Here is a 21,918-nt window from a genome sequence, read left to right as displayed (position 1 = left end):
GTTCTACGTTTTGAACAGGCCTGGCGCGCTAGACCTGCGCGCCCCAGAAGACCCAGCGGAAGGTACGACCATGGCCGACCCCACCACCCAGACCCGCACGCTCGACCACGGCTCCCAGCCGGAGCGCTTCGCGCGCGGTTGGCACTGTCTGGGCCTGGCCAGCGACTTCAGGGACGGCAAGCCCCACGCCGTCGAGGCCTTCGGCGGCAAGCTGGTCGTCTGGGAGAACACCAAGGGCGAGCTGGGCGTGCTCGACGGCTACTGCCGTCACATGGGCGGTGACCTCACCCAGGGCACGGTGAAGGGCGACGAGGTCGGCTGTCCGTTCCACGACTGGCGCTGGGGCGCCGACGGCCGCTGCAAGCAGATCCCCTACGCCCGCCGCGTCCCGCTGCGCGCCCGCACCAAGGCGTACGAGACCGTCATCCGCAACGACTCGCTGCTGATCTGGCACGACCCCGAGGGCTCGAAGGCCGACCACGACATCCTGCCGCCGGAGCTGCCCGACGTCAGCAACCGCGAGATCTACACCGACTGGATCTGGAACACGGTTCCGATCAAGGGCAGCCACTGCCGCGAGCTGATCGACAACGTGGTCGACATGGCGCACTTCTACTACGTGCACTTCGCCTTCCCGACCGACTTCCGCAACGTGTTCGAGGACCACACCGCGACGCAGTACATGGCGTCCAAGGGGCGTCCCGACGTCGCCGGCGGCTACGGCGACGCTGACATGTTCCTGAAGTCCGAGGCGACCTACTACGGCCCGGCGTACATGATCAACTGGCTCGAGGTCGACTACAAGGGCTTCGTGACCGAGGTGATCCTGATCAACTGCCACATCCCGACCGGCCCGGACTCGTTCCTGCTGCAGTACGGCATCACCGTCAAGAAGCCCGAGGGTCTCGACGACAAGACCGCCAACTTCATCGGCAAGAAGTATGCCGACATGTTCGGTGATGGGTTCCTCCAGGACGTGGCGATCTGGGAGAACAAGGCTCCCGTGCAGAACCCGTTGCTCTGCGAAGAGGACGGTCCGGTCTACCAGCTGCGCCGCTGGTACGAGCAGTTCTACGTCGACGTCGCCGACATCGAGCCGGAGATGCGTGCCCGCTTCGAGTTCGAGGTCGACACCACCAAGGCCAACGAGTTCTGGCACGAGGAGGTCGCCGAGAACCTGCGCCGGATCGAGGCGGAAAAGTCCGAGAGCCCTGAGTCGAGCGACGCAGGGGTCAGTTGATGGCCTCGTTCGTCCCGACATCGCAGGACACCTTCGAGGACCAGCGGCTCTACACCCAGGCCCGCTTGGTCGAGGTGGAGTGCCTCGACTGCCTCGCCTGCGTCGGGGTGAAGAAGAACAGCGAGCACCAGACCTCCGTCCAGTGGACGGCCGAGGCGCAGGCCCAGTGTCCGGATCTCGTACGCCGCAAGGCCGCAGCCAACGGCGAGCGGCTCGTCCACGCCCGCTGCCCTCGTCTGGCAGCCTCCATCGAAGCAGCCGTCGCCGACGGCCGGATCCAGATCGGAGCCGAAGATGGCTACTGACTCTTTCCTGCTGCCCGTCAGCGACATCATCAAGGAGACTTCCGAAGCGCACTCGATCGTCTTCGAGCTGCCCGAGGACGTACGGCACGCCTTCCAGCCGAAGCCGGGCCAGTTCCTGACCGTCGCGGTGCCGAGCGACCGCGACGGGCTCGCGGCCCGGTGCTACTCGCTCTCCAGCGCGCCGGGTGATCCGCTCACTGTGACCGTGAAGCGCACTGTGGACGGCTACGCGTCGAACTGGATCTGCGACAACCTCCAGCCCGGTGACACGCTGCGTGTCCTTCCGCCAAGCGGAATCTTCACACCGGCCAACATCGACGCCGACTTCCTGCTCTTCGCCGGCGGTTCGGGCGTCACCCCGATCATCTCGATCGCGCGCACGGCCCTCCGCGAGGGCACGGGGCGGATCGTGGTCTTCTACGCCAACCGTGACGAGCGCTCGGTGATCTTCGCCGAGGAGTGGGCGCGGCTCGCCGCCGAGCATCCGGACCGGCTCCAGGTCGTCCACTGGCTCGAGTCGGTCCAGGGGCTGCCCACCGGCGAGCAGCTCAAGGCCTTCGCGGCCGACCGGCTGACGTACGACGCCTTCGTCTGTGGACCGGCGCCGTTCATGAAGGCGACGATCGCCGCGCTCAAGGAGCTGGAGTTCCCGCGGGCGCGGCGGCATCAGGAGAAGTTCGCCTCCCTGGGCGGCAACCCGTTCGGCGACGTCGCTCCGGTCGAGGAGGCCGAGGCGGAGGTCGTCGAGCCCGCCGAGGCCGTGGACGGTGTCACCAAGCAGCCCGTGACGCTGGAGATCGAGCTCGATGGCACCACGACGACGTACGACGACTGGGACCCGGGCACCCCGATGCTCGAGTTCCTCGAGGCGAAGGGCGTCCAGGCGCCCTACTCGTGTCGCGAGGGTGAGTGCTCGGCGTGCGCGTTCCGGCTGCTCGAGGGTGAGGTGAAGATGGTGCGCAACGACGTGCTCGAGCAGGAGGACCTCGACGACGGGATCCGACTGGGCTGCCAGTCGCTGCCGACCACCGACACCGTCCGCGGCACGTACTCCTGAGGGACTCGCGAGAGATACAGATCACCAACCGGTTGCCGGGTCCCGGCATCCGGCGCGATAGTGTCGCGCTGCCCGAACCACATCCCCGCCGGGTCCCTCGACGTGTTGCACGTCGGGTGACAGGTAGGGCTCTAGCGAGGTCTCCCCACACGTGTTCAATCGCAACTTCTACGCAGCCCAGGACGACCGGCGCTTCGTCGTCGGCTATGCCCTCGACCTCGGCTTCAGGGTCTTCGACGCCTACTCGGCACCTGGCCAGCCGTTGAGCGAGATCACCACGACGGCATCGGCCTCGCTGCTCGCGCCTCGGCCGGCGTTCAAGCTCTACGCCCCCAACACCGGCCCCGAGCCGGTGATCACCCGGGTCGAGCTGGACGAGTCCGAGTTCGGTCCTTCGGCCTTCGAGTACCAGTGCAACGGCTGGGGCCTGATCGGCCTCAACTTCGGTGGCGTCGTCGGCATCGGTGGCCTCGGTTGGAGCACCCTCACCACCATGGCGGAGGCCCGTGCGACCCGTTGGCACGCGGTGGAGCCGATCGGCGCCGCTCCGGCGGAGTGGAACTGGCCGGCCGTCGACGACGCCGCGATCAAGATGTTCGAGGCGATCGCCTCGATGGCGGGCTCGGCCGTGGGTGACAGTCCGATCCTGGCCGCCGCCGGTCAGCTCATCAAGGACAAGGGTCTGCTCTACGAGTCCGGCGGCGGGCTCCACGCCCGCCCGGGCCTCGGCTGAGGGTTGATACACGGGGCGTATCAATAGGCGCCTAATCGATACTTCCCATTATCGGTCGGGCGATCCTAGATTTCCTGGCATGGACGTCATCCGTGCAGACCATCGCATCCCGGCCCGCCTCGAGTGGGTGGTGTCATGAACGCGGTGGACGTGCACCACGTCGTGACGGGGCGGCCTGACGGGCCCGTGGTGGTCCTGTCGAACTCGCTGGGCGCCACCCACGCGATGTGGGACGAGAACCTGGCCGAGCTCGAGCGGCACTTCCGGGTGGTGCGCTACGACACCCGCGGGCACGGAGCCTCGCCGGTACGCCCCGGCCCCTACTCGATCGACGATCTCGCCGACGACGTCGTGGCCCTTCTGGACCGCCTCGGCGTCGAGCGGGCCCACTTCGTGGGCCTCTCGCTCGGGGGCATGACCGGTATGCGGCTCGCCGCCCGCAACCCGGAGCGCGTGGAGCGTCTGGTGGTCCTGTGCACCGGGGCGCAGCTGACCCCGTCCTCCGCCTGGCTCGATCGGGCGGCGACCGTGCGGGCGCAGGGGACCCAGGCCGTCGCCGAGGCGGTCGTCGCCCGCTGGTTCACGCCCGGCTTCCTCGAGGCCAACCCTGACGTCAGGGCCACCTGCGAGGCGATGGTCGCCGCCACCCCGGCCGAGGGCTACGCCGGCTGCTGCGAGGTCATCGCGGCCATGGACCTGCGTGCCGACCTCCCCGGGATCACCGCTCCGACTCTGGCCATCGCCGGCGCTGACGACCCGGCGACCCCGCCGCCTCACCTGGAGGCGATCGCCGACGCGGTCGAGGACGGTGGGGTGCTGGTCGTCCGTGACTCCGCGCACCTCGCCAACGCGCAGCAGCCCGCGACCATCACCCCGGCGATCATCGACCACCTGCTGGCGAGGTGAGCGAAACCCAGGTGCGCACGACGGCGTGACCTGGCTAGGTTCGGCGCTGATGCGAGAACCAGATGCCGCGTTCGCCGACCCTCGTCAGGCCGTGCTCTACGACGTCTTCGACGACGACCGCTCCGACCTGGATGCCTACGTCGCGATCGCCCGGGAGATCGGGGCTCGTCGCGTCATCGATCTCGGCTGCGGCACGGGCTCGCTCGCCGTCCGCCTGGCGGGCGACGGCCTCTCCGTCGTCGGCGTCGACCCGGCAGGCGCGTCCGTGGAGGTCGCCCGCACCAAGCCGTACGCCGACCGCGTCACCTGGATCACCGGCGACGCGACCGCGCTCGCCGGTGATCCAGGCGAGGCCGACATGGTCGTCATGACCGGCAACGTCGCCCAGGTCTTCGTCTCCGACGCGGACTGGTCCGCCACGCTGGCCGCGGCCCGTGCTGCCCTCCGCCCCGGCGGATGGTTCGTCTTCGAGACCCGTCGGCCGGAGGTCCGAGACTGGGAGGGCTGGGACGTCGCCCCGACGACGGTCTCCCTGCCGGACGGCCGGACCGCGGTCGTCAGCGGTACGGTCACCGTCGTCGACCTCCCGCTCGTCACCTTCGAACGGTCGACCACCATCGACGAGGAGATCCTGACCTCGACGTCCACTCTCCGCTTCCGCGAGCGCGACGAGATCGAGCGCGACCTTCTCGCCCACGGCTTCGCCGTCGAGGACGTACGCGATGCGCCTGATCGCCCGGGCAAGGAGCTCGTCTTCCTTGCCCGCGTCAGATTCGAGAAGGGGCTCTGAGCGGGAGCCGGCCCGATATCCGATGCCCCAGAAACCTCGTGGCGTCGAGGTCTTCACGTCTGGTTTGCTGAACGACAGGTGGCAAGCCCTGACAGGTGCGGTGGTCATCCCACTGCGAGTGATGGAGGTGGTCGGCGATGGCTGGTTATGGCCCGCTGTGCGAGGCGTACGAGTGGTTGATCCGCGACGACCTCGCCTCTCCCGCCGGCGCTGCGGCGAGGTATGGCGATCTTGTGGAATCGCTCCCGTCCGACGCACGTGTCCTCGACTGCGCCTGTGGCACGGGCCAGCTCGCGGTCGGACTCGCCGACCTCGGCCTGGACGTCGTGGCGACGGATGCAAGCGCCGGGATGGTCGGCCGGACGGAAGAGCTCGCCGGCGAGCACGGCGTCTCTCTGAGAGCCCAGCAGGTCAGCTGGGAGGAGCTGTCGGATCACTTCGATGCCTCGAGCTTCGATCTGGTGTTCTGTGTCGGCAACTCCCTCGGTCATGCCGAGGGTGCAACCGGGCGCCTGACCGCGCTCGCCTCGATGGCTCGGCTTCTACGTCCTGGCGGAGCACTCGTCCTCACCTCGCGCGCCTGGGAGGTCGTCCGCGCTCGTGGTTCTGGGCTCGACATCCGCGATCGACTGGTCCGCCGCAACGGCCGTGACGCGGTGGTCACCTACTACACCCAGGTCGCGCCCGACTGGGAGCAGGAGCACCACTTCGAGATCGCGGTGACGCAGGTCGAGCCGGACGGGTCGCTCCGAACCTGCGCGGAGCGGGTGTCCTTCTGGCCGTACCGCCACGAGGAGCTCGTCGCCGAGCTGCAGAGCGTCGGGCTCACCGTCGAGACCACGACGTTCGACGCCGATGGCGCCGGATACCTGCTGGTGGCTCGCGCGCCGGCCTCGGATGTCCGATGAGCGAAGGAGCAGCTGTGCCCGGCCGCCCCGAGATCGTCTGCATCTGCGGCTCCGTCCGATTCGCCGGCGAGATGCGTGCGGCCAACCGTGATCTGACGTTGGCGGGGGCCATCGTCGTCGCACCGGGTGAGGCGGACGTACAGATCACCGAGGAGCAGAAGACCGCGCTGGGCGATCTCCACCTGCGCAAGATCGACCTGGCGGACCGGGTCCTGGTCGTCAACCCCGGCGGGTACCTCGGTGAGTCCACGCGCAGGGAGATCGCCTATGCCCGCGCCACCGGCAAGCCGGTCTCGTTCACCGCTCCGGCGTGAGCACGTCGAAGACGATCTCGTCCTCGAGCCCCGAAGCCAGGCGCCAGACCGCGTCGGCGAGCTCGTCGGGATCGAGGGTCGCGTAGGGCGCCGGCGAGCCGGGTCCGGTGAGCATCTGGTGGATGTCGCCGCGCTCGATCAGGCCGCCGACGACGAGGGAGCCGACGACCAGGCCGTCCGAGGCCACCGCGGCGGCGAGGGTGCGGGCGTAGGCGCGCAGGGCGCCGGAGGCGGGTGCGTAGGGGCCCAGGAAGGGCATGGGGACGAGGGCGCTGAGGCCGGAGACGTACACCAAGGATCCATGACCGCGAGAGCCCATCGCGGGCAGGACGAGGGCGGCGAGCTCGGCGGCCGGCTCGACGATCTCGGCGGTCGCACGGCGGATGTCCGCGGGGCTTGTCTCGAGGATGTCGACGGTCGGCGCGCGAAGGTCGTGGGCGCCGGGGCCGTGGTAGACGACGTCGACCGGGCCGAGCGCGGCGGTGATCTCGTCGAGAGCGCGGGCGATGGCGCCGGGCTCCCGCAGGTCCGCGGCGACTGCGACGGTCCGCACGCCACTCGCCTCCAGCGCAGCCAGGTAGCCCGGGTGGCGCTCGGCGCTGCGCGAGACCAGGCCGACGGCGTACCCCTCCTTGGCGAACCGCTGTGCCACCGACATGCCGAGGCCGGGGCCGACGCCCAGGACCGCGATCGTGCTCATCTCTTCTCCCTCATGGATAGGTTGCTGATGTCAGCAACCCTCGCCGCCCGGCGGCGATCGCGGAAGAAGGCACTTCAATGTCAGATGGGAACACCGATGTGCCCCGGCACATCGTGAGCGAGGCGCTCGGGCCCGGGTTGCCGGCGCAGGTGCCGGCGGGGGAGTACGAGGCGTGCCCGGTCACGCAGACGCTGCAGATGCTCGGTGACAAGTGGACGCTGCTGGTGGTGATGATGCTGGCCGAGCGCCCGCACCGCTACAACGAGCTGCGCCGCCGCGTCGAGGGGATCAGCCAGCGCATGCTCACCCGGACGCTGCGGGTCCTGGAGGAGGACGGGATCGTCGTACGAACGGTGTTTCCGACGGTGCCGCCGGGCGTGGAGTACGCGCTGAGCGAGCGCGGGCGCGAGCTGCTGGTGCCCCTGGCCGGCCTCGCCGACTGGGTCGTGCGGGGCCAGGCAGCCTGAGACTCAGAACCCGCGGGTCCAGAAGACCTCCTCGTGGAGGTGGCGGGAGCGCCAGCCCTGCGGCGTACGCACGAAGGAGTGCCGATAGCGGCCGCCGACCTCGACGACCCGCTCGCCGCCGGACCCGTCGGCGATGACCATCGGGTTGTCGAAGTACGCCACGACCTCCGCGCCCGCCTCGGTGAAGGTGATCGCGACCTGGCCGATGGTGTGCAGCCGCTTGCTGGAGAACGCGGGCAGCATCTCGGCGAGCCACTTCTTGACGTCGGCGACCTCGCCGACGGTGCCGCCGGACTCGGAGTAGTCGATCGTCGCGTCGGCGGCGAAGACGGTGTCGAGCGCATCCCAGTCGCCGTCGTCGACGGCCAGGGTGTAGCGGGTGAGCGCGTCGGTGATCTCGGCGCGGTCGATGAGTTCCTGCAGCTCCATGGACAAGGCTCCTAGCGAGGTGAGAGGACGATGACCGGGATCTCCCGGTCGGTCCAGGTCTGGTAGGTCTCGAAGTCCGCGTACGTCTCCAGCAGCCGTGGCCACAGCGCGGCCCGCTCGGCCGGATCGGCGACGCGGGCGCGGACGGGGCGTCGCCCGCGGCGGGGGACCCGGACGGCGACGTCGGGCTGGGCGCGCAGGTTGGCGACCCACTGCGGGTCCTTCGGCAGCCCGCCCTGCGAGCCGACCACGACCAGCTCGGAGCCTGACCGCATGAACAGCAGGGGAGTGGTGAACGTGCGGCCGGACTTGCGCCCGACGTGCTCGAGCAGCAGGACGGGCGCGGGTTTGCGCCAGCCCGCCATCACCCGCCACCGACCGCCGACGCGGCCGTTGGTCAGCTTGAACAGCGCGGCGTTGGCCCGGGCGCCGTACTTGATGATCCTCGCCGTCAGCGGCGAGTCGAGGCCTGGGGGACGCTCGAGCGAAGGAGACATGGTCAACACTCTGGCAGAAACATAGAACACGTTCTAGTGTTGGGCGCATGCGCTTCACCTATGCCGAGGCAATGACGCAGGCCGACTACTACGCACCGCTGGCGAAAGCGGCGGAGGCCGCCGGCTACACCAGCATGACGGTGGCCGACAGCCTGATCTATCCCGAGGAGTCCGACTCCACCTATCCCTACACCGACACCGGCGACCGCGAGTTCCTGCAGGGCAAGGAGTTCATCGAGGCGTTCATCCTGTGCGCCCATCTCTTCGCGGTGACCGAGACGCTGCGGCTGACCCCGTTCGTGGTCAAGCTCCCGGTGCGCCCGCCGGTGCTGGCCGCCAAGCAGGCCTCCAGCCTCGCCTTCCTCTCCGGCAACCGGCTCGGTCTCGGCGTCGGGCTGTCCCCGTGGCCGGAGGACTTCGCCGCCCTCGGTGTCGACTGGAAGCGCCGCGGCAAGCGGATGGACGAGTGCATGGACATCCTGCGCGGCCTGACCGACCCGAGCGGTGACTTCTTCGGCTACGACGGCGAGTTCTACGAGTTCGCGCCGCTGCAGCAGCGTCCCGCGCCGACCGAGAAGATCCCGCTCCTCGTGGGTGGTCACGCCGACGCGGCGCTTCGCCGCGCGGTCCTCAAGGGCGACGGCTGGATGCACGCCGGCGGCGACGGCGAGGAGCTCGACCGCCTGCTGGTGCGCCTCCAGGAGATCCGCGCCGAGGAGGGTGACACCCGCGACGACTTCGAGGTCCACGTGATCAGCTACGACGCGTACGACCTCGACGGGGTCAAGCGGCTCGAGGACAAGGGCGTGACCGACTGCATCGTCGGGTTCCGCGACCCCTACGTGAAGGGCGCCGACGCCGAGCCGCTGGAGAAGAAGATCAAGCACCTGGAGTGGTACGCGGAGAACATCATCGCGAAGGCTGGGCAGTGACCGAGCAGAGCGCGGCGTACGGCCTGACCGAACCGCTCCAGCAGGCGATCGCGGAGGCGGAGGAGCTGATCGCGAACGCGCCGTTCATCCGGACCGAGGCCGACCGGCTCGAGGGGTACGAGTACCTCTCCGGCCGGATCCGGATGGCGATGCAGACCGCGTTCGACTACGACCTCGAGCAGCCGCTGTTCGTGAACCCGACCCACCAGTTCTCCAAGCAGGGCCTCGACAACCCCGACGCCATCTACTTCAACGCCTACCTGCGAGAGGGTGTCGAGTACGTGGTCCGGGGTAGACGCGGGACCAGCGCCGACCTCTCGTTCCAGGTCATGGGTGGCGCCTACACCGCGGACTCCGCGGCGACCAGCCTGATGGCCTTCGACGACCGCAAGCTGCAGCTCGACTACGACGGTTCCTTCGAGTTCACCTACACGGCCGAGCCGGGCGCGAAGACCCTGATCGTGCGCGAGGTCTTCAACGACTGGGACACCGAGACGCGTGGCTCGATCACCATCGAGCGCCCCGACACCCTCGGCCGCCCGCGCCGACCGCTCACCCAGGAGCTGCTCCGGAAGAAGTACGAGGTCGCCGCCCGGTCGCTGACCGGCTCGATCCAGACCTGGTTCGCCTTCCCCCAGTTCTTCCAGTACAAGGAGCCGGTCAACACCCTCACCGTCCCGGCCCGCACACCGGGCGGGCTGGAGTCGCAGTTCTCCTCGATCGGGCACTACGAGCTCGCCGAGGACGAGGCGCTCGTGGTGGAGGTGCCGCGCTGCGACGACTGCACCTACCAGGGCATCCAGGTCGGCTCGGACTGGTACGCCTCGACCGACTACGAGACCCACCAGACCAGCCTCACCAAGGCCCAGGCGGTCACCGACCCCGACGGCGTGATGCGCTTCGTGATCTCGGAACGCCCGCCGCTGGACGGCAGGCCGATCGCCAACTGGCTCGAGACCACCGGCCACCGCACCGGCTCGCTGATGCTGCGCTGGCAGCGGCTCGAACGCGACCTCACCGCGGCCGACGGACCGGTGGTCCACAAGGTGGGTCTGGCGGACGTGGCCGACCTGTTGCCGCACACCGAGACACTGAACCCTGGGGGGTATACGGAGCGGATCGCCGCACGTCAGCGGGCAGTTGCGCGCAGAATGCTCAGCTGAAGCGTTGGCCCGGAGCAGTTCGAACCCAGCTGAGGAGGGGTCGCGACGCGATGGCGTACGGCCCCTATGATTGCCGCCCATGGCCAGCCCCCACCTCGAGCCACCGACGATTCCGGGATTCCGGCACCGCCGGCTGATCGGCGCCGGCGGGTCCTCCGACGTCTTCCTCTACGAGTGGTCCCAGGAGAAGGCGGACGTCGTCGTGAAGGTCTGGAAGGACCGGCTCAGCGGCGAGACCCAGGACGCACTCGCCCGGGAGACCAAGGAGGTCGCCGAGCTCGCCGCCCACCCGCACGTGTTGCCCCTGCACGCCGTCGGCGTCTCCGACGACGACCGCAGCTTCGTGGTGATGGACTACCGCTCCGGTGGAGACCTGAGCCCCGCCTGGGAGGGTGAACGGCTCTCGGTCGCCGAGGCGCTGAGCATCACGATCAAGATCGCGGGTGCACTCGACATCGCCGCCCGGCACGGGATCCTGCACGGCGACGTGAAGCCCGCGAACATCCTGCTCACCGCGGCCGGAGAGCCGCAGCTGGTCGGCTTCGGCGGCCTCTCCTCGGCAGGGCGTCCCGGTGGCGCCGGCTCTACCTCGCTGCCGTGGATGGCGCCGGAGATGCTCTCGGACCCACCCGAGCCGAGCGCCTGGGCGGACATCTGGAGCCTGGGAGCGACCTGTTACACGCTGCTGGCGGGACGTACACCGTTCGAGGGGGCGCGGGAGGCCCCCGAGGCGCTGTCGGAGCGGATTCGGGAGCAGGATCCGGTGGCCATCGACCGCGACGACATCCCGGCCTCGTTCGAGGAGGCGCTGCGCAAGGCGATGTTCAAGCGCCGCGCGGCTCGGCACTGGAGCGCGGCCGACTTCGCCAAGGCGCTCCGGGCGGTCGAGGAGGAGATCGGGCTGCCGGTCACTCCGCTCGCCGAGATGCCCGAGCCGGGGTCCGAGGACGAGGTCGCCGAGGTTCCTGAGGTTCTTGCGGCTTCTGCGGTTCCTGTGATCGAGGCGGCTCCGGACCCGGTCCCCGTCCCGGAGCGGGCCGAGTCGTCGGACGCGGGGGACACCGCCGAGGTGCCGATCGTCACCGGTCCTGTCGCCAGCCCTGTCGCCAGCCCTGTCACCAGCCCCGTTGTCGAACCCGAGTGGGTCGACCATGACGACGACGTCCTCGGCCACCGGTTCGACGTCGACCGCATGGCCCGGCTGCTGGCCTCCGCCTACACCCAGCTGCCGATCACGGTGGCCGTCCAGGGGCTGCCCAGGAGCGGCCGGTCGACCTTCATGCGCAAGGTCGAGGAGCGCATCGAGTGGCTGGGCGAGAACGACGCCGCCTATGCCACCCGCACCAGGCACGTACGCATCGACGCCCGTCACTACAGCGACGGGGACGTCGCCGGCGCGGTGCTCGACAGCGTCCGAGGTGCGGGGCGGAGCCAGCCGCCACCGCTGGTCGCGAAGCATCAGGCGGCGCAACGGCGGAAGGCCGAGCTGCAGGCGGCGCTGGCCGGGGTGACCGAGGACGACGGTCAGCGCGGCAAGCGCCGGTCCCAGCCGATGGGCGCCACCATGGCGCTGGCGGCGATGGATCGAGAGGTCGCGGCCTACGAGGCCGCGCTCCGGGCGGCGCCGCCCGGTCCGCCGCCGGGTCCGCAGTCGAGCCGGACCATCGTCTACGTCGACGACCTGGACAGGTGCGACCCGGCCACGGCGGCCGGAGTGCTGCAGGCGATCGACGAGCTCGGCGGCCGGGAGGGTGTTGCGGTCGTCGCGGCCGTGGACGCGCAGATGCTGCGGCGATCGCTCGAGGGACGGGTGGCGGAGCCTGCCGCGTACCTCTCCCGGATCTTCGACGTGCCGTTCGCGCTGCGGGCCTTCTCGGGCGACCCGGCGGTGCGGTTCATGCGGTCGCTGATGCGCCATGCGGTGCCGTCGTGGCCGGCGGCGCTGGCCGCGGGCGCCGGCGACCGGTCCGGGCGCCAGGTCGTGGTGGAGAGCTTCGAGCTCTCTCCGGGGGAGGCGCTGTTCACCAGCGAGCTGGCGCGGTTCTGCGCGACGCCCGGAGGCGCCAGGAAGCTGCTCACGCTCTATCGGCTGGCGCGTACGGCGCCGGTCGCGAGCACCACTGCGGAGCCCTCGGCGCTGCGCGCCCTCGGGGTCCTGATGGCGATCCTGGTCGGCGCCCCCGCCCAGGCCGTGCAGGTGCTCGGCGCCGTGGTCGAGGCGCTGGCGGAGGGCGATGACGGCGCCACGTTCCGGAAGGTCCTCGAGAAGGTCGCCCGCGAGCACACGGCCGGGTGCGGGCGGGCGACGTGCGGCTCGTGTGCCGACTGGTCCCGGGTGCACCGCGCCTTCGCCGATCTCGTCCGGACGCAGGACGTGCCGCAGGAGGTCGGGGCGTACGCCGAATGGGTCGACGAGGTCGCCAGATTCGCTCTTCCCGACTGACCCCTTACAAAAAACTGAAACACGTTCTAGTCTAGGCGCCATGACTGGACTCCTGGATGGCAAGGTCGTCGTACTCTCGGGGGTCGGCCCCGGCCTCGGCCGCTCGCTGGGCGAGCAGGCTGCGCTGATGGGCGCCGACCTGGTGCTCGCCAGCCGCACCGAGAAGCGACTGCAGAAGATGGCCGGCGTGATCGAGGAGCACGGACGCCGTGCGCTGGTGGTGCCGACCGACATCACCGACGAGGACGCGCGCCGGCACCTGGTCGACGCCGCGCTGGAGGAGTTCGGGCACGTCGACGTGCTCCTCAACAACGCCTTCGGCATCCCGCCGATGGACCCGCTCACCCAGATCCCGCTCGACGCGCTCCGGCTGGCCCAGGAGTCCAACGTGTACGCCCCGCTGCGGCTCTCGGCGCTCTTCGCCGACGCGCTCGCGGCCACGCCGGACAAGCCGGGCGGCGCGATCGTGATGATCAACTCCGCGGTGCTCTACCAGAGCCAGCCGGAGTTCGCGGGCTACAAGCTCTCCAAGGGCGCTCTCGCGCACCTGTCCTCGTCGCTGGCCACCGAGCTCGGCCCGCGCGGCATCCGGGTCAACTCCGTCGCGCCGTCCTACATCTACGAGGACGTCAACAAGTCCTACTTCGACTGGATCGCCTCCGAGTCCGGGCGGACCCATCAGGACGTCTACGACGAGAAGGCCGCCCCGACCGACCTGAAGCGGCTCGCCACCCCCGAGGAGGTCGCCCGGGCGGCGCTCTTCCTGGCCAGCGACCTCGCCTCCGCGGTCACCGGGACCGTGCTCAACGTGGACTGCGGGGAGTTCCATGACTGAGGCGCGCCCGGAAGAGAGCGCGCCGCGCGAGCGGTCGGATGTCGGGACGTACGAGGACATCTGCGCCGCCGCCACTCGCACCACCGGGCTGAGCGACTTCAATGGGACCGACCACGAGGAGGGGCTGCGGCTCCTCGTGGAGGACCTGGCGAGCCCCGAGGCCGGGCTGACCCCGGTCGGCAACTACTTCCACCGCTCCCAGGTGAAGTCGGCCCTCGTCGGCCGGCTGATGACGCAGGCCCGGCTCGCGGAGTTCCCCCAGCACCAGGACGTACGCATCGAGCGCCCGATCTTCGTCACCGGACTCGTCCGCACCGGCACCACCGCGCTGCACCGGCTCCTGGCCGCCGATCCGGCGCACCAGGGCCTGGAGACCTGGCTGACCGAGTTCCCCCAGCCGCGGCCTCCGCGCGAGACCTGGGAGGACGACCCGGTCTTCAACGCCCTGCAGGGCGCCTACCGACAGCACCATGTCGCCAACCCCGAGTTCATGGGGATCCACTACATGGACGCCACCAGCGTCGAGGAGTGCTGGCGGCTGCTGCGGCAGAGCGGCAAGTCGATCTCGTTCGAGTCGCTGGCCAACGTCCCGCGCTACTCGGCCTGGCTGGCGAAGCAGGACTGGCGAGACGCGTACGAGGTCCATCGCCGTTCGCTGCAGCTCATCGGGCTCAACGACACCGAGAAGCGGTGGGTGCTCAAGAACCCCTCGCACCTGGTGGCGCTCGAGGCGCTGATGGAGGTCTACCCGGACGCGCTCGTGGTGGTCACCCACCGCGACCCGGTCGTCTCGGTGGCCTCGGGCTGCTCGCTCTCCGCCGAGGCCACCGCGGGGATGTCGACCACGTTCGTCGGGGAGACGATCGGGAAGACCCAGCTGGAGATGCTCTCCCGCTCGTGGCGCTCCTTCGGTGAGACTCGGAAGAGGTACGACGCGGCGCAGTTCCTCGACATCGACTACCGCGCGTTCGTCAAGGACCCGGTCGGCACCGTCGAGAACATCTACGCCCACTTCGACATCCCCTGGAGCGACGCTGCCCGAGCCGAGGTCTCCCGCATCGACGCCGAGTCCCGATCGGGGAGCGCCCGGCCCAAGCACGACTACAGCCTGGCCGACTACGGGCTGACGGAGGACGAGGTTCGCCAGGCGTTCACCCTCTGATTCCGCACGGCCTCCACCACTGCTCCAAGAAGGTGTCCTACGGTTCGACGCGAGCTCACCTGGGTGCGGCTCATGACGCCGTCCGACCAGGGGAGCCATGTGATGAGCCATGCCGCTGCGGTGCTGAGCGCAGGGCCGACGGAGTCGCCGGCCAGGCCGTCGGCCAGGCTGGTCACGGTGCTCGCCCTGCTGGCCGCCTTCGCAGCCTCGATGAGCCTCTACGTCGCCACCACCCAGGCGCTGTCGTACCACGCGCGTGACGAAGGCCCGAACGCGTCGTACGCCATCTCGCTCCACGCGGGCGACCTGCCCACGATCGACACGCCGGTGGCGCACGACAGGGAGCGCTTCCCCCAGATCACCCGCGGCGCGAACCGGGAGGAGGTCGACCGCCACCGGATGATCTGGACCGCCAACCATCCGCCGCTCTACTACCTCCTCGGCGTGCCGTGGGTCGCCCTGGCCGACGCGCTCGAGAACCCGCAGGTGCTGATCGTGGGGATGCGTGCGGTGAGCGCTCTGGCGTACGGGGCGCTGGTGTTCCTGGTCGGCCTGATCGCCTTCGAGGTCACCCCACGGCGCCCGGCCGCAGCGATGCTCGCCACCGCGATCACGGCCTCGCCGGCGGTGCTGGCGGTCGCGGCGGGGTTCATCATGAACGACAGCGTCGCGGTGGCGGCCTCGTCGCTGACCGTGCTCGCGACCCTGCGCATCCTCCGCCTCGGGGTGACCCGGAACCGGATGATCGTGATGGCGGTCGCCGGAACCCTGGCCGCCGCGACGAAGGCGCCCGGCGTGATCACGGTGATCATGTGCGGGGCCGCGCTCGGGGTGACGCTGCTGCTCCGCGACCGCACCCGGAAGGGCTTCCTCCGGGCCACCTGGCTGACCGCGATCGCCACTGGGGTGCCCGGGATGGCGATCGGCTGGTTCTACGTACGCAACATCGTGCTCTACGGCGACGCGACCGCGAGCTCGGCGCTCCTGGAGCGTTACGAGCGGGTGCAGATCGACACCTGGTTCGAGGTGATGACCGCGCCGCGCTTCTGGCACAGCTGGTACGACCATCTGTGGGTGCCGCTTCAGCTGCGTGGCACCGGGATGCACTGGATCATCGACACGATCACCTTCGTCGCGCTGCTCGGGTTGGCCCTGGGAGTCGTCGCGCGCCTGCGCGACCACGGTCGCGAGCGGGGCCTGGTGGTCAGTGCTCCCCGGGTGCCGTCGGTGGCGACCGTCGGTCTGCTCGTGCTGATCGCGCACGCGTTCGTGATCGTCGTCAACCTCGCCCAGTTCCGCTCCGGCGGCGGCAACCCGCACGAGCGCTACCTGTTGACGATCATCCCGCTGGTTGCGATCGTGCTGGCCGTCGGCCTCCTGGCCATCGTCGACGCGGTGCCGTGGGGCGAGATCCGCCGGCGTGAGGAGATCGCGGCAGCGCTCATCTCGGCGTTCCTCGTGGGGATGGCGGCCGCCACCTTCGCCACCTGGGTGCGCACGCAGGTCCGGCTGGGGGCCGATGTGATGCTTCCCGAGATCCGGCCGGTGCCGTACCTGGTCCTGGGGGTCGGCGCGATCTGTGCGTTCGCCGCAGTGGTGCTGCCGCTGGTCTGGGGTCCGTCCGCGCTGAAGCGAGCCTCGTCCGGACGCAGGGAACTAACGGCACCCGAAACTGTCGGTGGTGCCGCGTAGCCTTGGAGACATGCGTCCTGTCACCGATCTCGAGCGTCGTGTCGCCCCGTTCAAGGTGGTCTCCGACTACCAGCCCTCGGGCGACCAACCGGCGGCGATCGCGGAGATCACCAAACGGATCCAGGACGGCGTCAAAGACGTCGTCCTGCTCGGCGCGACCGGCACCGGAAAGACGGCGACCGTCGCCTGGACCGCCGAGCAGCTGCAGCGGCCGCTGCTCGTGCTGCAGCCGAACAAGACCCTCGCCGCGCAGTTCGCCAACGAGCTGCGCCAGCTCTTCCCGGACAACGCGGTCGAATACTTCGTCTCCTACTACGACTACTACCAGCCAGAGGCGTACGTCCCCCAGACCGACACCTACATCGAGAAGGACTCCTCGATCAACGAGGAGGTCGAGCGGCTGCGCCACTCGGCCACCAACTCGCTGCTGACCAGGCGCGACGTGATCGTGGTCTCGACCGTCTCCTGCATCTACGGTCTCGGCACCCCGCAGGAGTACGTCGACCGGATGATCCGGCTGCGGGTGGGGGAGGAGCACGACCGCGACTCGATCCTGCGGAGGCTGGTGGAGATCCAGTACACCCGCAACGACCTCTCCTTCACCCGAGGCACGTTCCGGGTGCGTGGCGACACCCTGGAGATCTTCCCGGTCTACGAGGAGCACGCGGTCCGGATCGAGTTCTTCGGCGACGAGATCGAGCGGCTGATGACGCTGCACGCCGTCACCGGCGAGGTGATCACCGAGGATCAGGAGCTCTACGTCTTCCCGGCGACCCACTACGTCGCCGGCCCCGAGCGCATGGAGCGCGCGATCGACGGCATCGAGGCCGAGCTCGACCAGCAGCTGAGCACCTTCGAGAAGCAGGGCAAGATGCTCGAGGCGCAGCGGCTGCGGATGCGTACGACCTACGACATCGAGATGATGCGCCAGGTCGGGTCCTGCTCCGGGATCGAGAACTACTCGATGCACATCGACGGCCGTGAGCGCGGCTCGGCGCCCAACTGCCTGCTCGACTACTTCCCCGAGGACTTCGTCCTCGTCGTCGACGAGTCCCACGTCGCGGTCCCGCAGGTCGGCGGGATGTACGAGGGAGACATGTCCCGCAAGCGCAACCTGGTCGAGCACGGCTTCCGGCTGCCCAGCGCCCAGGACAACCGGCCGCTGAAGTGGGAGGAGTTCCTGGAGCGGATCGGCCAGACGGTCTACCTCTCCGCGACGCCGGGCAATTACGAGCTGGACCTGGTCAGTCGCGGCGGCGGCGAACCCGATGTGGTCGAGCAGATCATCCGCCCGACCGGCCTGATCGACCCCGAGGTGATCATCAAGCAGACCAAGGGCCAGATCGACGACCTGATCGGCGAGATCAACGACCGGGTCGCCAAGAACGAGCGCGTCCTGGTCACCACGCTCACCAAGAAGATGTCCGAGGACCTCACCGACTATCTCCTCGATGCCGGGATCCGCACGCGCTATCTCCACTCCGAGGTCGACACGCTCAAGCGGATCGAGCTGCTCCGCGACCTGCGGCTGGGGGAGTACGACGTCCTGGTCGGCATCAACCTGCTCCGCGAGGGTCTCGACCTCCCCGAGGTGTCGCTGGTCTCGATCCTCGACGCCGACAAGGAAGGCTTCCTGCGCTCGGACAAGTCGCTGATCCAGACCATCGGCCGTGCGGCCCGAAACGTCTCCGGCCAGGTGCACATGTACGCCGACAAGATCACCCCCTCCATGGAGTCGGCGATCGAGGAGACCAACCGCCGCCGCGCGATCCAGAAGGCCTACAACGAGGCCAACGGCATCGACCCGCAGCCGCTGCGCAAGCGGATCGCCGACATCACCGACATGCTCGCCCGCGAGGAGGAGAGCACCCAGGAGCTGCTCAACACCTGGGCCGGCACCGAGGCCAAGGGACGCGCGGGCAAGACCGCCGCCAAGTCGCCCACCCCGATGCTTGGCGACGCCGCTCGCGAGGCCCGCGAACGCGGCCTCGTCGGCCTCCCCTCCTCCGATCTGGCTCAGCTCATCGGCGACCTCACCGAGCAGATGAAGGGTGCCGCCGCCGAGCTCCAGTTCGAGGTCGCCGCCCGCCTCCGCGACGAGATCTCCGACCTCAAGAAGGAGCTCCGCCAGATGATGGAGGCGACCAAGTGAGGAGGGAGACCGCTCGACCGAGGAACGAGGTCGAAAGCGGTCTCCCGACGAGCGCGGGAGCAAGGCGCGAGCGAAGCGAGCGCCAAGCGACGAAGTGAGGAGGGGGTCGGCGTAAGCCCCTTCGCGCCGAAGGCGCCTCCTGGGTTTATGCCGACCCCCGACGAACGAGGAGCTGCGCGCGAGCGAAGCGAGCGCGCTGGCGACGAAGCAGTCGTTTCGCGACACCTTCCGCCGATCGACCTACGAGAGCATGGCCTCGATCAGATCAGCAGCCCGGCGGGTGCCACCCTCGGCGAGCGTGTCAGCACGCAGCTGAGCGGACCGCGCGGCACGTTCCGGGTCGGCGAGCAGCTCCTCCAGCGACGTACGCAGCGCAGCGGCCGTGACGTCCTCGGCGTCGATCCGCCGGGCGACGCCGAGCTCTACGAGCCGGTCGGCGTTCATGAACTGGTCGACCGCCTGCGGGACCGCGACCATGGGGACGCCGGCCATCAGACCCTCGCTGCTTCCGCCCATCCCGGCGTGGGTGACGAACGCGTCGGCCTGGGCGAGGACGGCGCGCTGGGGCAGCCACGAGTGGACCTCGACGTTGCCGGGTAGGTCGCCGAGGTCGGCCGGCTCGAGCTGGGTGCCGATCGACATCACGACGTGCCAGCCCGGAAGGGCGGCGTACGCCTCGATGCAGGCGCGGAAGAAGTCCGCGCCGGCGGTGTAGGCCGAGCCGAGGGAGACCAGCAGGACGTGTTCGGCGTCGGCGGGTCGGGTCCAGGTCTCCTCGGAGTCGAGCGCGAAGCACGGTCCGACGAAGGTGACGACCTCCTCGTCGACCTTGTCGGCGTTGGGCTGCATCGCCCGCGGGATGAGGGCGAGGGCCCGCTTCGGTGCCCCGGCGAACGTCTCCGGGTCGCGAGTGCTCGCCCCGGCGTCGGCGAGCCAGGCCCCGAACCGGTCCAGGTAGCCGTCGTAGCCGGGCAGCTGGCGCACCTGGGTGCCGACCTCTTCGGCGTACCCGTCCCAGGCGACGAAGGTCGGCGAGAGCTGCACGAACGGGCGCTGCTGCTTCTCCGCGAGGGCGCGGGCGGCATAGCCGCCGATGTCGTAGAGGTAGAGATCGGCCGGCTCGGCTGAGTAGAACGACTCCAGGTGCGGGAGCACTCCGATGGCGTCGTCGAGGAAGATGCCCATCCCGGCGACCGGGTCCTCGGGCCAGAGCCGGTCCTCGACCGGCAGCACCGTCGGCACCGGAACCAGCTCGGCGCCGGTCGGCTTGATCGCGTCGGACATCGACTCGTGGGTGGCGTACGTGACCCGGTGGCCGCGCGCGACCAGCTCCTTGATCAGCTCGAGGCTCGGTAGCAGATGGCTGATCGCGGGTGAGGCGACCATGGCGATGTGGTGCGGCGGTGAAGTAGTCATGACACCTCCGGACGCTATCGGCCCGCCAGGGGCCGACGCGACCGAGTTTTGCGTCAACGTTCGCTCACCTGCCGGTCGCGCCCTGTTCACCGTCTGTGAGCCGTGGCCCGCGTGTCTCGTCAGGTTCGCCGGTTAGCGTCGCGGACGTGACTGTTCCACGGGTCTCGATGTCCCAATCCACGATCTGCGTCCTGCTGCTGGGTGTGCTCGGCTTCGCGATGAGCGCCCAGGTGGCGATCGCGATGCCGGCCCTGTTCAAGGCCGACGAGCGGGCTCACACGGCGTACGCGGTGGCGCTGTCCCAGGGGACGCTGCCGACGATCGACACCGACATCCCCGACGACCCGGCTCGCTACCCGCAGCTGGCCGAGAGCCTCTTCGGGGCCGACGAGGCCCACCGCGACATCTGGGTCGCCAACCACCCGCCGCTGTTCTACGCGATGAGCCTGCCCCTGGTCTGGCTCGGCGACGCCGTCGGATCGCCGGGCCTCACGCTGCTCGGGATGCGGCTGCTCAACGCGCTCGGCTTCGCCCTGACCACGATCATGGTCGGCCTGCTGGCGCGCGAGCTGGTGCCACGACGGCCGGTGGTGCCGGTGATCGCCTCGGCGATGTGCATCGGCTGCGGGGCGATGACCTTCGTGGGCGGCGGGATCTACAACGACGGCTGGTCCTCGGCGGCGGCCTTCACCACGCTCTACCTCGGGTTCCGGATGATCCGCCGGGGAGTGACGCGCGAGCGCCTGATCGCCGCAGCCGCGGTCGGTGTCGCGGCCGCCGGGTTCCGCTCGACGGGCCTCGTCGCGGTCCTCTTCCTCGGTGCGTGCGTGCTGGTGGCCATGTGGCTGCGGGAGCCGTCGCTGCGTACGTTCCTGCGCGGCACGTTCTGGCGCGCCGTCGGGATCGCGGCCTGCATCGGCATGGCGCCGGTGGTCGTGTTCGGCTGGTTCTACGTGCGCAACATCCAGATCTACGGCGACCCGACCGCGTCGAGCTCGCTCTTCGAGAAGTTCGGGCGCGAGCCCAACGGCACCACCCTGTTCCAGCTGGTGAATCCCGAGTTCTACGGCCATCTCCTCGGCAGCCTGTGGACCGACGGCAACATCGGCAACCACTGGAGCCAGGCGGCCGTCGTCGTGCTCACCCTCACCCTGGTCGGCCTCGTGCTCGATGCCGCTGCGAAGGCCAACCCGCGCCGTACGGGAGTCCTGCGGCGCATCCACCTCGCTCCGCAGAGCTCGATGCAGCACCGCCAGGACCTGGCCATCTGGGCGCTCCTGGGCGGCTACTGCCTGCTCATCCTGGTCAACGTCGCCGGGTTCATCGCCGGCGGTGGCTGGATCCACGCCCGCTACGCGGTGCCGTTCCTGCCGTTCCTCGCCGCCGGCGCCGGGATCGCCGCACTGCGCCTGGGGCGGCTCCTGCCGCTACGCGTCCCGACCGGCTCCCGCACCGGCGCCACCGCGCTCGACGAGGCGCGCGACCTGCGCATCGGCCTGGGTGTCTCGCTGGCCTTCATGGTCGTCGGCCTGGTGTGCCACCTCGACACCGAGCAGTACGTCGACGGGCCTGTCACCAGCACCTTCGCGCTCGTCGCCCTGGTGGCCGCCGACCTGGTGATGTTCGCGGTCGCCGCGTACGTCGCCACCGAGCTGCGGCGGCGGATGCGGCCCGGCACGTTCGACACTCCCCGCACTCTCGCCGCTCCTGTGACCGAGATCGCGCGTCCACGACAGGACGCGCGTACCTCGACGGGCCTCCAGGCAAAGTAGCCTCA

At 69.7% G+C, this 21,918-nt stretch carries 21 protein-coding genes; 17 read left to right on the top strand and 4 right to left on the bottom strand.

Annotation, left to right across the window (positions count from 1 at the left end; translation table 11 throughout):
* The first annotated feature begins 70 nt into the window (after positions 1-70).
* The 8 genes from ACIRON_RS10525 (at position 71) to ACIRON_RS10490 (ending at position 6,253) form a co-directional block, all read left to right on the top strand.
* Positions 71-1,240, top strand: a complete 1,170-nt coding sequence (locus ACIRON_RS10525) for a Rieske 2Fe-2S domain-containing protein (protein ID WP_402992275.1) — start codon at positions 71-73, stop codon at positions 1,238-1,240.
* Entirely contained in the window at positions 1,240-1,545 is a 306-nt protein-coding gene (locus tag ACIRON_RS10520; RefSeq protein WP_402992274.1) for a hypothetical protein, read from the top strand. The genes ACIRON_RS10525 and ACIRON_RS10520 overlap by 1 nt, the downstream gene beginning before the upstream one ends.
* A complete protein-coding gene (locus ACIRON_RS10515) occupies positions 1,535-2,602 on the top strand; it encodes a 2Fe-2S iron-sulfur cluster-binding protein (protein ID WP_402992273.1) in 1,068 nt (355 codons plus the stop codon). Before ACIRON_RS10520 ends, ACIRON_RS10515 begins: the two co-directional genes overlap by 11 nt.
* Before the next feature lie 151 nt (positions 2,603-2,753).
* A complete protein-coding gene (locus ACIRON_RS10510) occupies positions 2,754-3,335 on the top strand; it encodes a hypothetical protein (RefSeq protein ID WP_402992272.1) in 582 nt (193 codons plus the stop codon).
* 135 nt (positions 3,336-3,470) lie between these two features.
* Positions 3,471-4,241: a 3-oxoadipate enol-lactonase gene (gene pcaD, locus ACIRON_RS10505; RefSeq protein WP_402992271.1), complete on the top strand. Its 771-nt coding sequence runs from the start codon at positions 3,471-3,473 to the stop codon at positions 4,239-4,241.
* A 49-nt stretch (positions 4,242-4,290) separates the two neighbouring features.
* On the top strand, positions 4,291-5,031 hold the full coding sequence (locus ACIRON_RS10500; RefSeq protein ID WP_402992270.1) for a class I SAM-dependent DNA methyltransferase: 741 nt from the start codon (positions 4,291-4,293) through the stop codon (positions 5,029-5,031).
* Positions 5,032-5,168: 137 nt separating this feature from the next.
* Positions 5,169-5,939, top strand: coding sequence for a class I SAM-dependent methyltransferase (locus tag ACIRON_RS10495; protein WP_402992269.1), 771 nt, complete (start codon positions 5,169-5,171; stop codon positions 5,937-5,939).
* Positions 5,936-6,253 carry a hypothetical protein gene (locus tag ACIRON_RS10490; RefSeq protein ID WP_402992268.1) on the top strand — a complete coding sequence of 106 codons (318 nt, stop codon included), beginning with the start codon at positions 5,936-5,938 and terminating at the stop codon, positions 6,251-6,253. The genes ACIRON_RS10495 and ACIRON_RS10490 overlap by 4 nt, the downstream gene beginning before the upstream one ends.
* On the opposite strand, the gene ACIRON_RS10485 is transcribed toward ACIRON_RS10490, so the two are convergent.
* Positions 6,237-6,953 carry an SDR family NAD(P)-dependent oxidoreductase gene (locus ACIRON_RS10485; RefSeq protein WP_402992267.1) on the bottom strand — a complete coding sequence of 239 codons (717 nt, stop codon included), beginning with the start codon at positions 6,951-6,953 and terminating at the stop codon, positions 6,237-6,239. The two genes, ACIRON_RS10490 and ACIRON_RS10485, sit on opposite strands and share 17 nt — an antisense overlap.
* Positions 6,954-7,030: 77 nt before the next feature.
* Here ACIRON_RS10485 and ACIRON_RS10480 point away from each other — a divergent pair, with 77 nt between their 5' ends.
* On the top strand, positions 7,031-7,420 hold the full coding sequence (locus ACIRON_RS10480) for a winged helix-turn-helix transcriptional regulator (protein ID WP_402992266.1): 390 nt from the start codon (positions 7,031-7,033) through the stop codon (positions 7,418-7,420).
* A 3-nt stretch (positions 7,421-7,423) separates the two neighbouring features.
* On the opposite strand, the gene ACIRON_RS10475 is transcribed toward ACIRON_RS10480, so the two are convergent.
* Both ACIRON_RS10475 and ACIRON_RS10470 read right to left on the bottom strand, forming a co-directional pair.
* Positions 7,424-7,849, bottom strand: coding sequence for a nuclear transport factor 2 family protein (locus ACIRON_RS10475; RefSeq protein ID WP_402992265.1), 426 nt, complete (start codon positions 7,847-7,849; stop codon positions 7,424-7,426).
* Positions 7,850-7,860: 11 nt separating this feature from the next.
* The gene (locus tag ACIRON_RS10470; protein ID WP_402992264.1) at positions 7,861-8,346 is read right to left on the bottom strand and encodes a nitroreductase/quinone reductase family protein; all 486 of its coding nucleotides are present in this window, start codon (positions 8,344-8,346) and stop codon (positions 7,861-7,863) included.
* Positions 8,347-8,393: 47 nt separating this feature from the next.
* Here ACIRON_RS10470 and ACIRON_RS10465 point away from each other — a divergent pair, with 47 nt between their 5' ends.
* The 7 genes from ACIRON_RS10465 (at position 8,394) to uvrB (ending at position 18,725) form a co-directional block, all read left to right on the top strand.
* Positions 8,394-9,278 carry a TIGR03619 family F420-dependent LLM class oxidoreductase gene (locus tag ACIRON_RS10465; protein WP_402992263.1) on the top strand — a complete coding sequence of 295 codons (885 nt, stop codon included), beginning with the start codon at positions 8,394-8,396 and terminating at the stop codon, positions 9,276-9,278.
* Positions 9,275-10,441, top strand: a complete 1,167-nt coding sequence (locus ACIRON_RS10460; protein WP_402992262.1) for a hypothetical protein — start codon at positions 9,275-9,277, stop codon at positions 10,439-10,441. Before ACIRON_RS10465 ends, ACIRON_RS10460 begins: the two co-directional genes overlap by 4 nt.
* Positions 10,442-10,520: 79 nt before the next feature.
* Complete coding sequence (locus tag ACIRON_RS10455; protein WP_402992261.1) at positions 10,521-12,884, top strand: protein kinase; 2,364 nt, start codon at positions 10,521-10,523, stop codon at positions 12,882-12,884.
* 40 nt (positions 12,885-12,924) lie between these two features.
* A complete protein-coding gene (locus ACIRON_RS10450; protein ID WP_402992260.1) occupies positions 12,925-13,719 on the top strand; it encodes an SDR family oxidoreductase in 795 nt (264 codons plus the stop codon).
* On the top strand, positions 13,712-14,881 hold the full coding sequence (locus ACIRON_RS10445) for a sulfotransferase family protein (RefSeq protein ID WP_402992259.1): 1,170 nt from the start codon (positions 13,712-13,714) through the stop codon (positions 14,879-14,881). Before ACIRON_RS10450 ends, ACIRON_RS10445 begins: the two co-directional genes overlap by 8 nt.
* A gap of 102 nt (positions 14,882-14,983) precedes the next feature.
* Complete coding sequence (locus ACIRON_RS10440) at positions 14,984-16,573, top strand: phospholipid carrier-dependent glycosyltransferase (protein WP_402992258.1); 1,590 nt, start codon at positions 14,984-14,986, stop codon at positions 16,571-16,573.
* 10 nt (positions 16,574-16,583) lie between these two features.
* Positions 16,584-18,725 (top strand): excinuclease ABC subunit UvrB, encoded by a 2,142-nt coding sequence (gene uvrB / locus ACIRON_RS10435; protein WP_402992257.1) that lies wholly within the window; start codon positions 16,584-16,586, stop codon positions 18,723-18,725.
* 240 nt (positions 18,726-18,965) lie between these two features.
* On the opposite strand, the gene ACIRON_RS10430 is transcribed toward uvrB, so the two are convergent.
* Positions 18,966-20,141 carry a macrolide family glycosyltransferase gene (locus tag ACIRON_RS10430; RefSeq protein WP_402992256.1) on the bottom strand — a complete coding sequence of 392 codons (1,176 nt, stop codon included), beginning with the start codon at positions 20,139-20,141 and terminating at the stop codon, positions 18,966-18,968.
* Between the two features lie 146 nt (positions 20,142-20,287).
* Here ACIRON_RS10430 and ACIRON_RS10425 point away from each other — a divergent pair, with 146 nt between their 5' ends.
* A complete protein-coding gene (locus ACIRON_RS10425; RefSeq protein WP_402992255.1) occupies positions 20,288-21,913 on the top strand; it encodes a hypothetical protein in 1,626 nt (541 codons plus the stop codon).
* Positions 21,914-21,918: the final 5 nt, after the last annotated feature.

This window comes from Nocardioides sp. NPDC101246 (assembly GCF_044767415.1).
GTDB lineage: Bacteria > Actinomycetota > Actinomycetes > Propionibacteriales > Nocardioidaceae > Nocardioides.
The sequence above is the reverse complement of the archived record's forward strand: the minus strand, read 5'-3'. Positions and strand labels throughout refer to the sequence as shown.

Excerpts from the sequence above, each read along its gene's own strand:
- ACIRON_RS10525 (WP_402992275.1), top strand. The coding sequence starts at position 71 with ATGGCCGACCCCACCACCCAGACCCGCACGCTCGACCACGGCTCCCAG.
- ACIRON_RS10520 (WP_402992274.1), top strand. The coding sequence starts at position 1,240 with ATGGCCTCGTTCGTCCCGACATCGCAGGACACCTTCGAGGACCAGCGG.
- ACIRON_RS10515 (WP_402992273.1), top strand. The coding sequence starts at position 1,535 with ATGGCTACTGACTCTTTCCTGCTGCCCGTCAGCGACATCATCAAGGAG.
- pcaD (WP_402992271.1), top strand. The coding sequence starts at position 3,471 with ATGAACGCGGTGGACGTGCACCACGTCGTGACGGGGCGGCCTGACGGG.
- ACIRON_RS10500 (WP_402992270.1), top strand. The coding sequence starts at position 4,291 with ATGCGAGAACCAGATGCCGCGTTCGCCGACCCTCGTCAGGCCGTGCTC.
- ACIRON_RS10495 (WP_402992269.1), top strand. The coding sequence starts at position 5,169 with ATGGCTGGTTATGGCCCGCTGTGCGAGGCGTACGAGTGGTTGATCCGC.
- ACIRON_RS10490 (WP_402992268.1), top strand. The coding sequence starts at position 5,936 with ATGAGCGAAGGAGCAGCTGTGCCCGGCCGCCCCGAGATCGTCTGCATC.
- ACIRON_RS10485 (WP_402992267.1), bottom strand. The coding sequence starts at position 6,953 with ATGAGCACGATCGCGGTCCTGGGCGTCGGCCCCGGCCTCGGCATGTCG.
- ACIRON_RS10480 (WP_402992266.1), top strand. The coding sequence starts at position 7,031 with ATGTCAGATGGGAACACCGATGTGCCCCGGCACATCGTGAGCGAGGCG.
- ACIRON_RS10475 (WP_402992265.1), bottom strand. The coding sequence starts at position 7,849 with ATGGAGCTGCAGGAACTCATCGACCGCGCCGAGATCACCGACGCGCTC.
- ACIRON_RS10470 (WP_402992264.1), bottom strand. The coding sequence starts at position 8,346 with ATGTCTCCTTCGCTCGAGCGTCCCCCAGGCCTCGACTCGCCGCTGACG.
- ACIRON_RS10465 (WP_402992263.1), top strand. The coding sequence starts at position 8,394 with ATGCGCTTCACCTATGCCGAGGCAATGACGCAGGCCGACTACTACGCA.
- ACIRON_RS10455 (WP_402992261.1), top strand. The coding sequence starts at position 10,521 with ATGGCCAGCCCCCACCTCGAGCCACCGACGATTCCGGGATTCCGGCAC.
- ACIRON_RS10450 (WP_402992260.1), top strand. The coding sequence starts at position 12,925 with ATGACTGGACTCCTGGATGGCAAGGTCGTCGTACTCTCGGGGGTCGGC.
- ACIRON_RS10445 (WP_402992259.1), top strand. The coding sequence starts at position 13,712 with ATGACTGAGGCGCGCCCGGAAGAGAGCGCGCCGCGCGAGCGGTCGGAT.
- ACIRON_RS10440 (WP_402992258.1), top strand. The coding sequence starts at position 14,984 with ATGAGCCATGCCGCTGCGGTGCTGAGCGCAGGGCCGACGGAGTCGCCG.
- uvrB (WP_402992257.1), top strand. The coding sequence starts at position 16,584 with ATGCGTCCTGTCACCGATCTCGAGCGTCGTGTCGCCCCGTTCAAGGTG.
- ACIRON_RS10430 (WP_402992256.1), bottom strand. The coding sequence starts at position 20,141 with ATGACTACTTCACCGCCGCACCACATCGCCATGGTCGCCTCACCCGCG.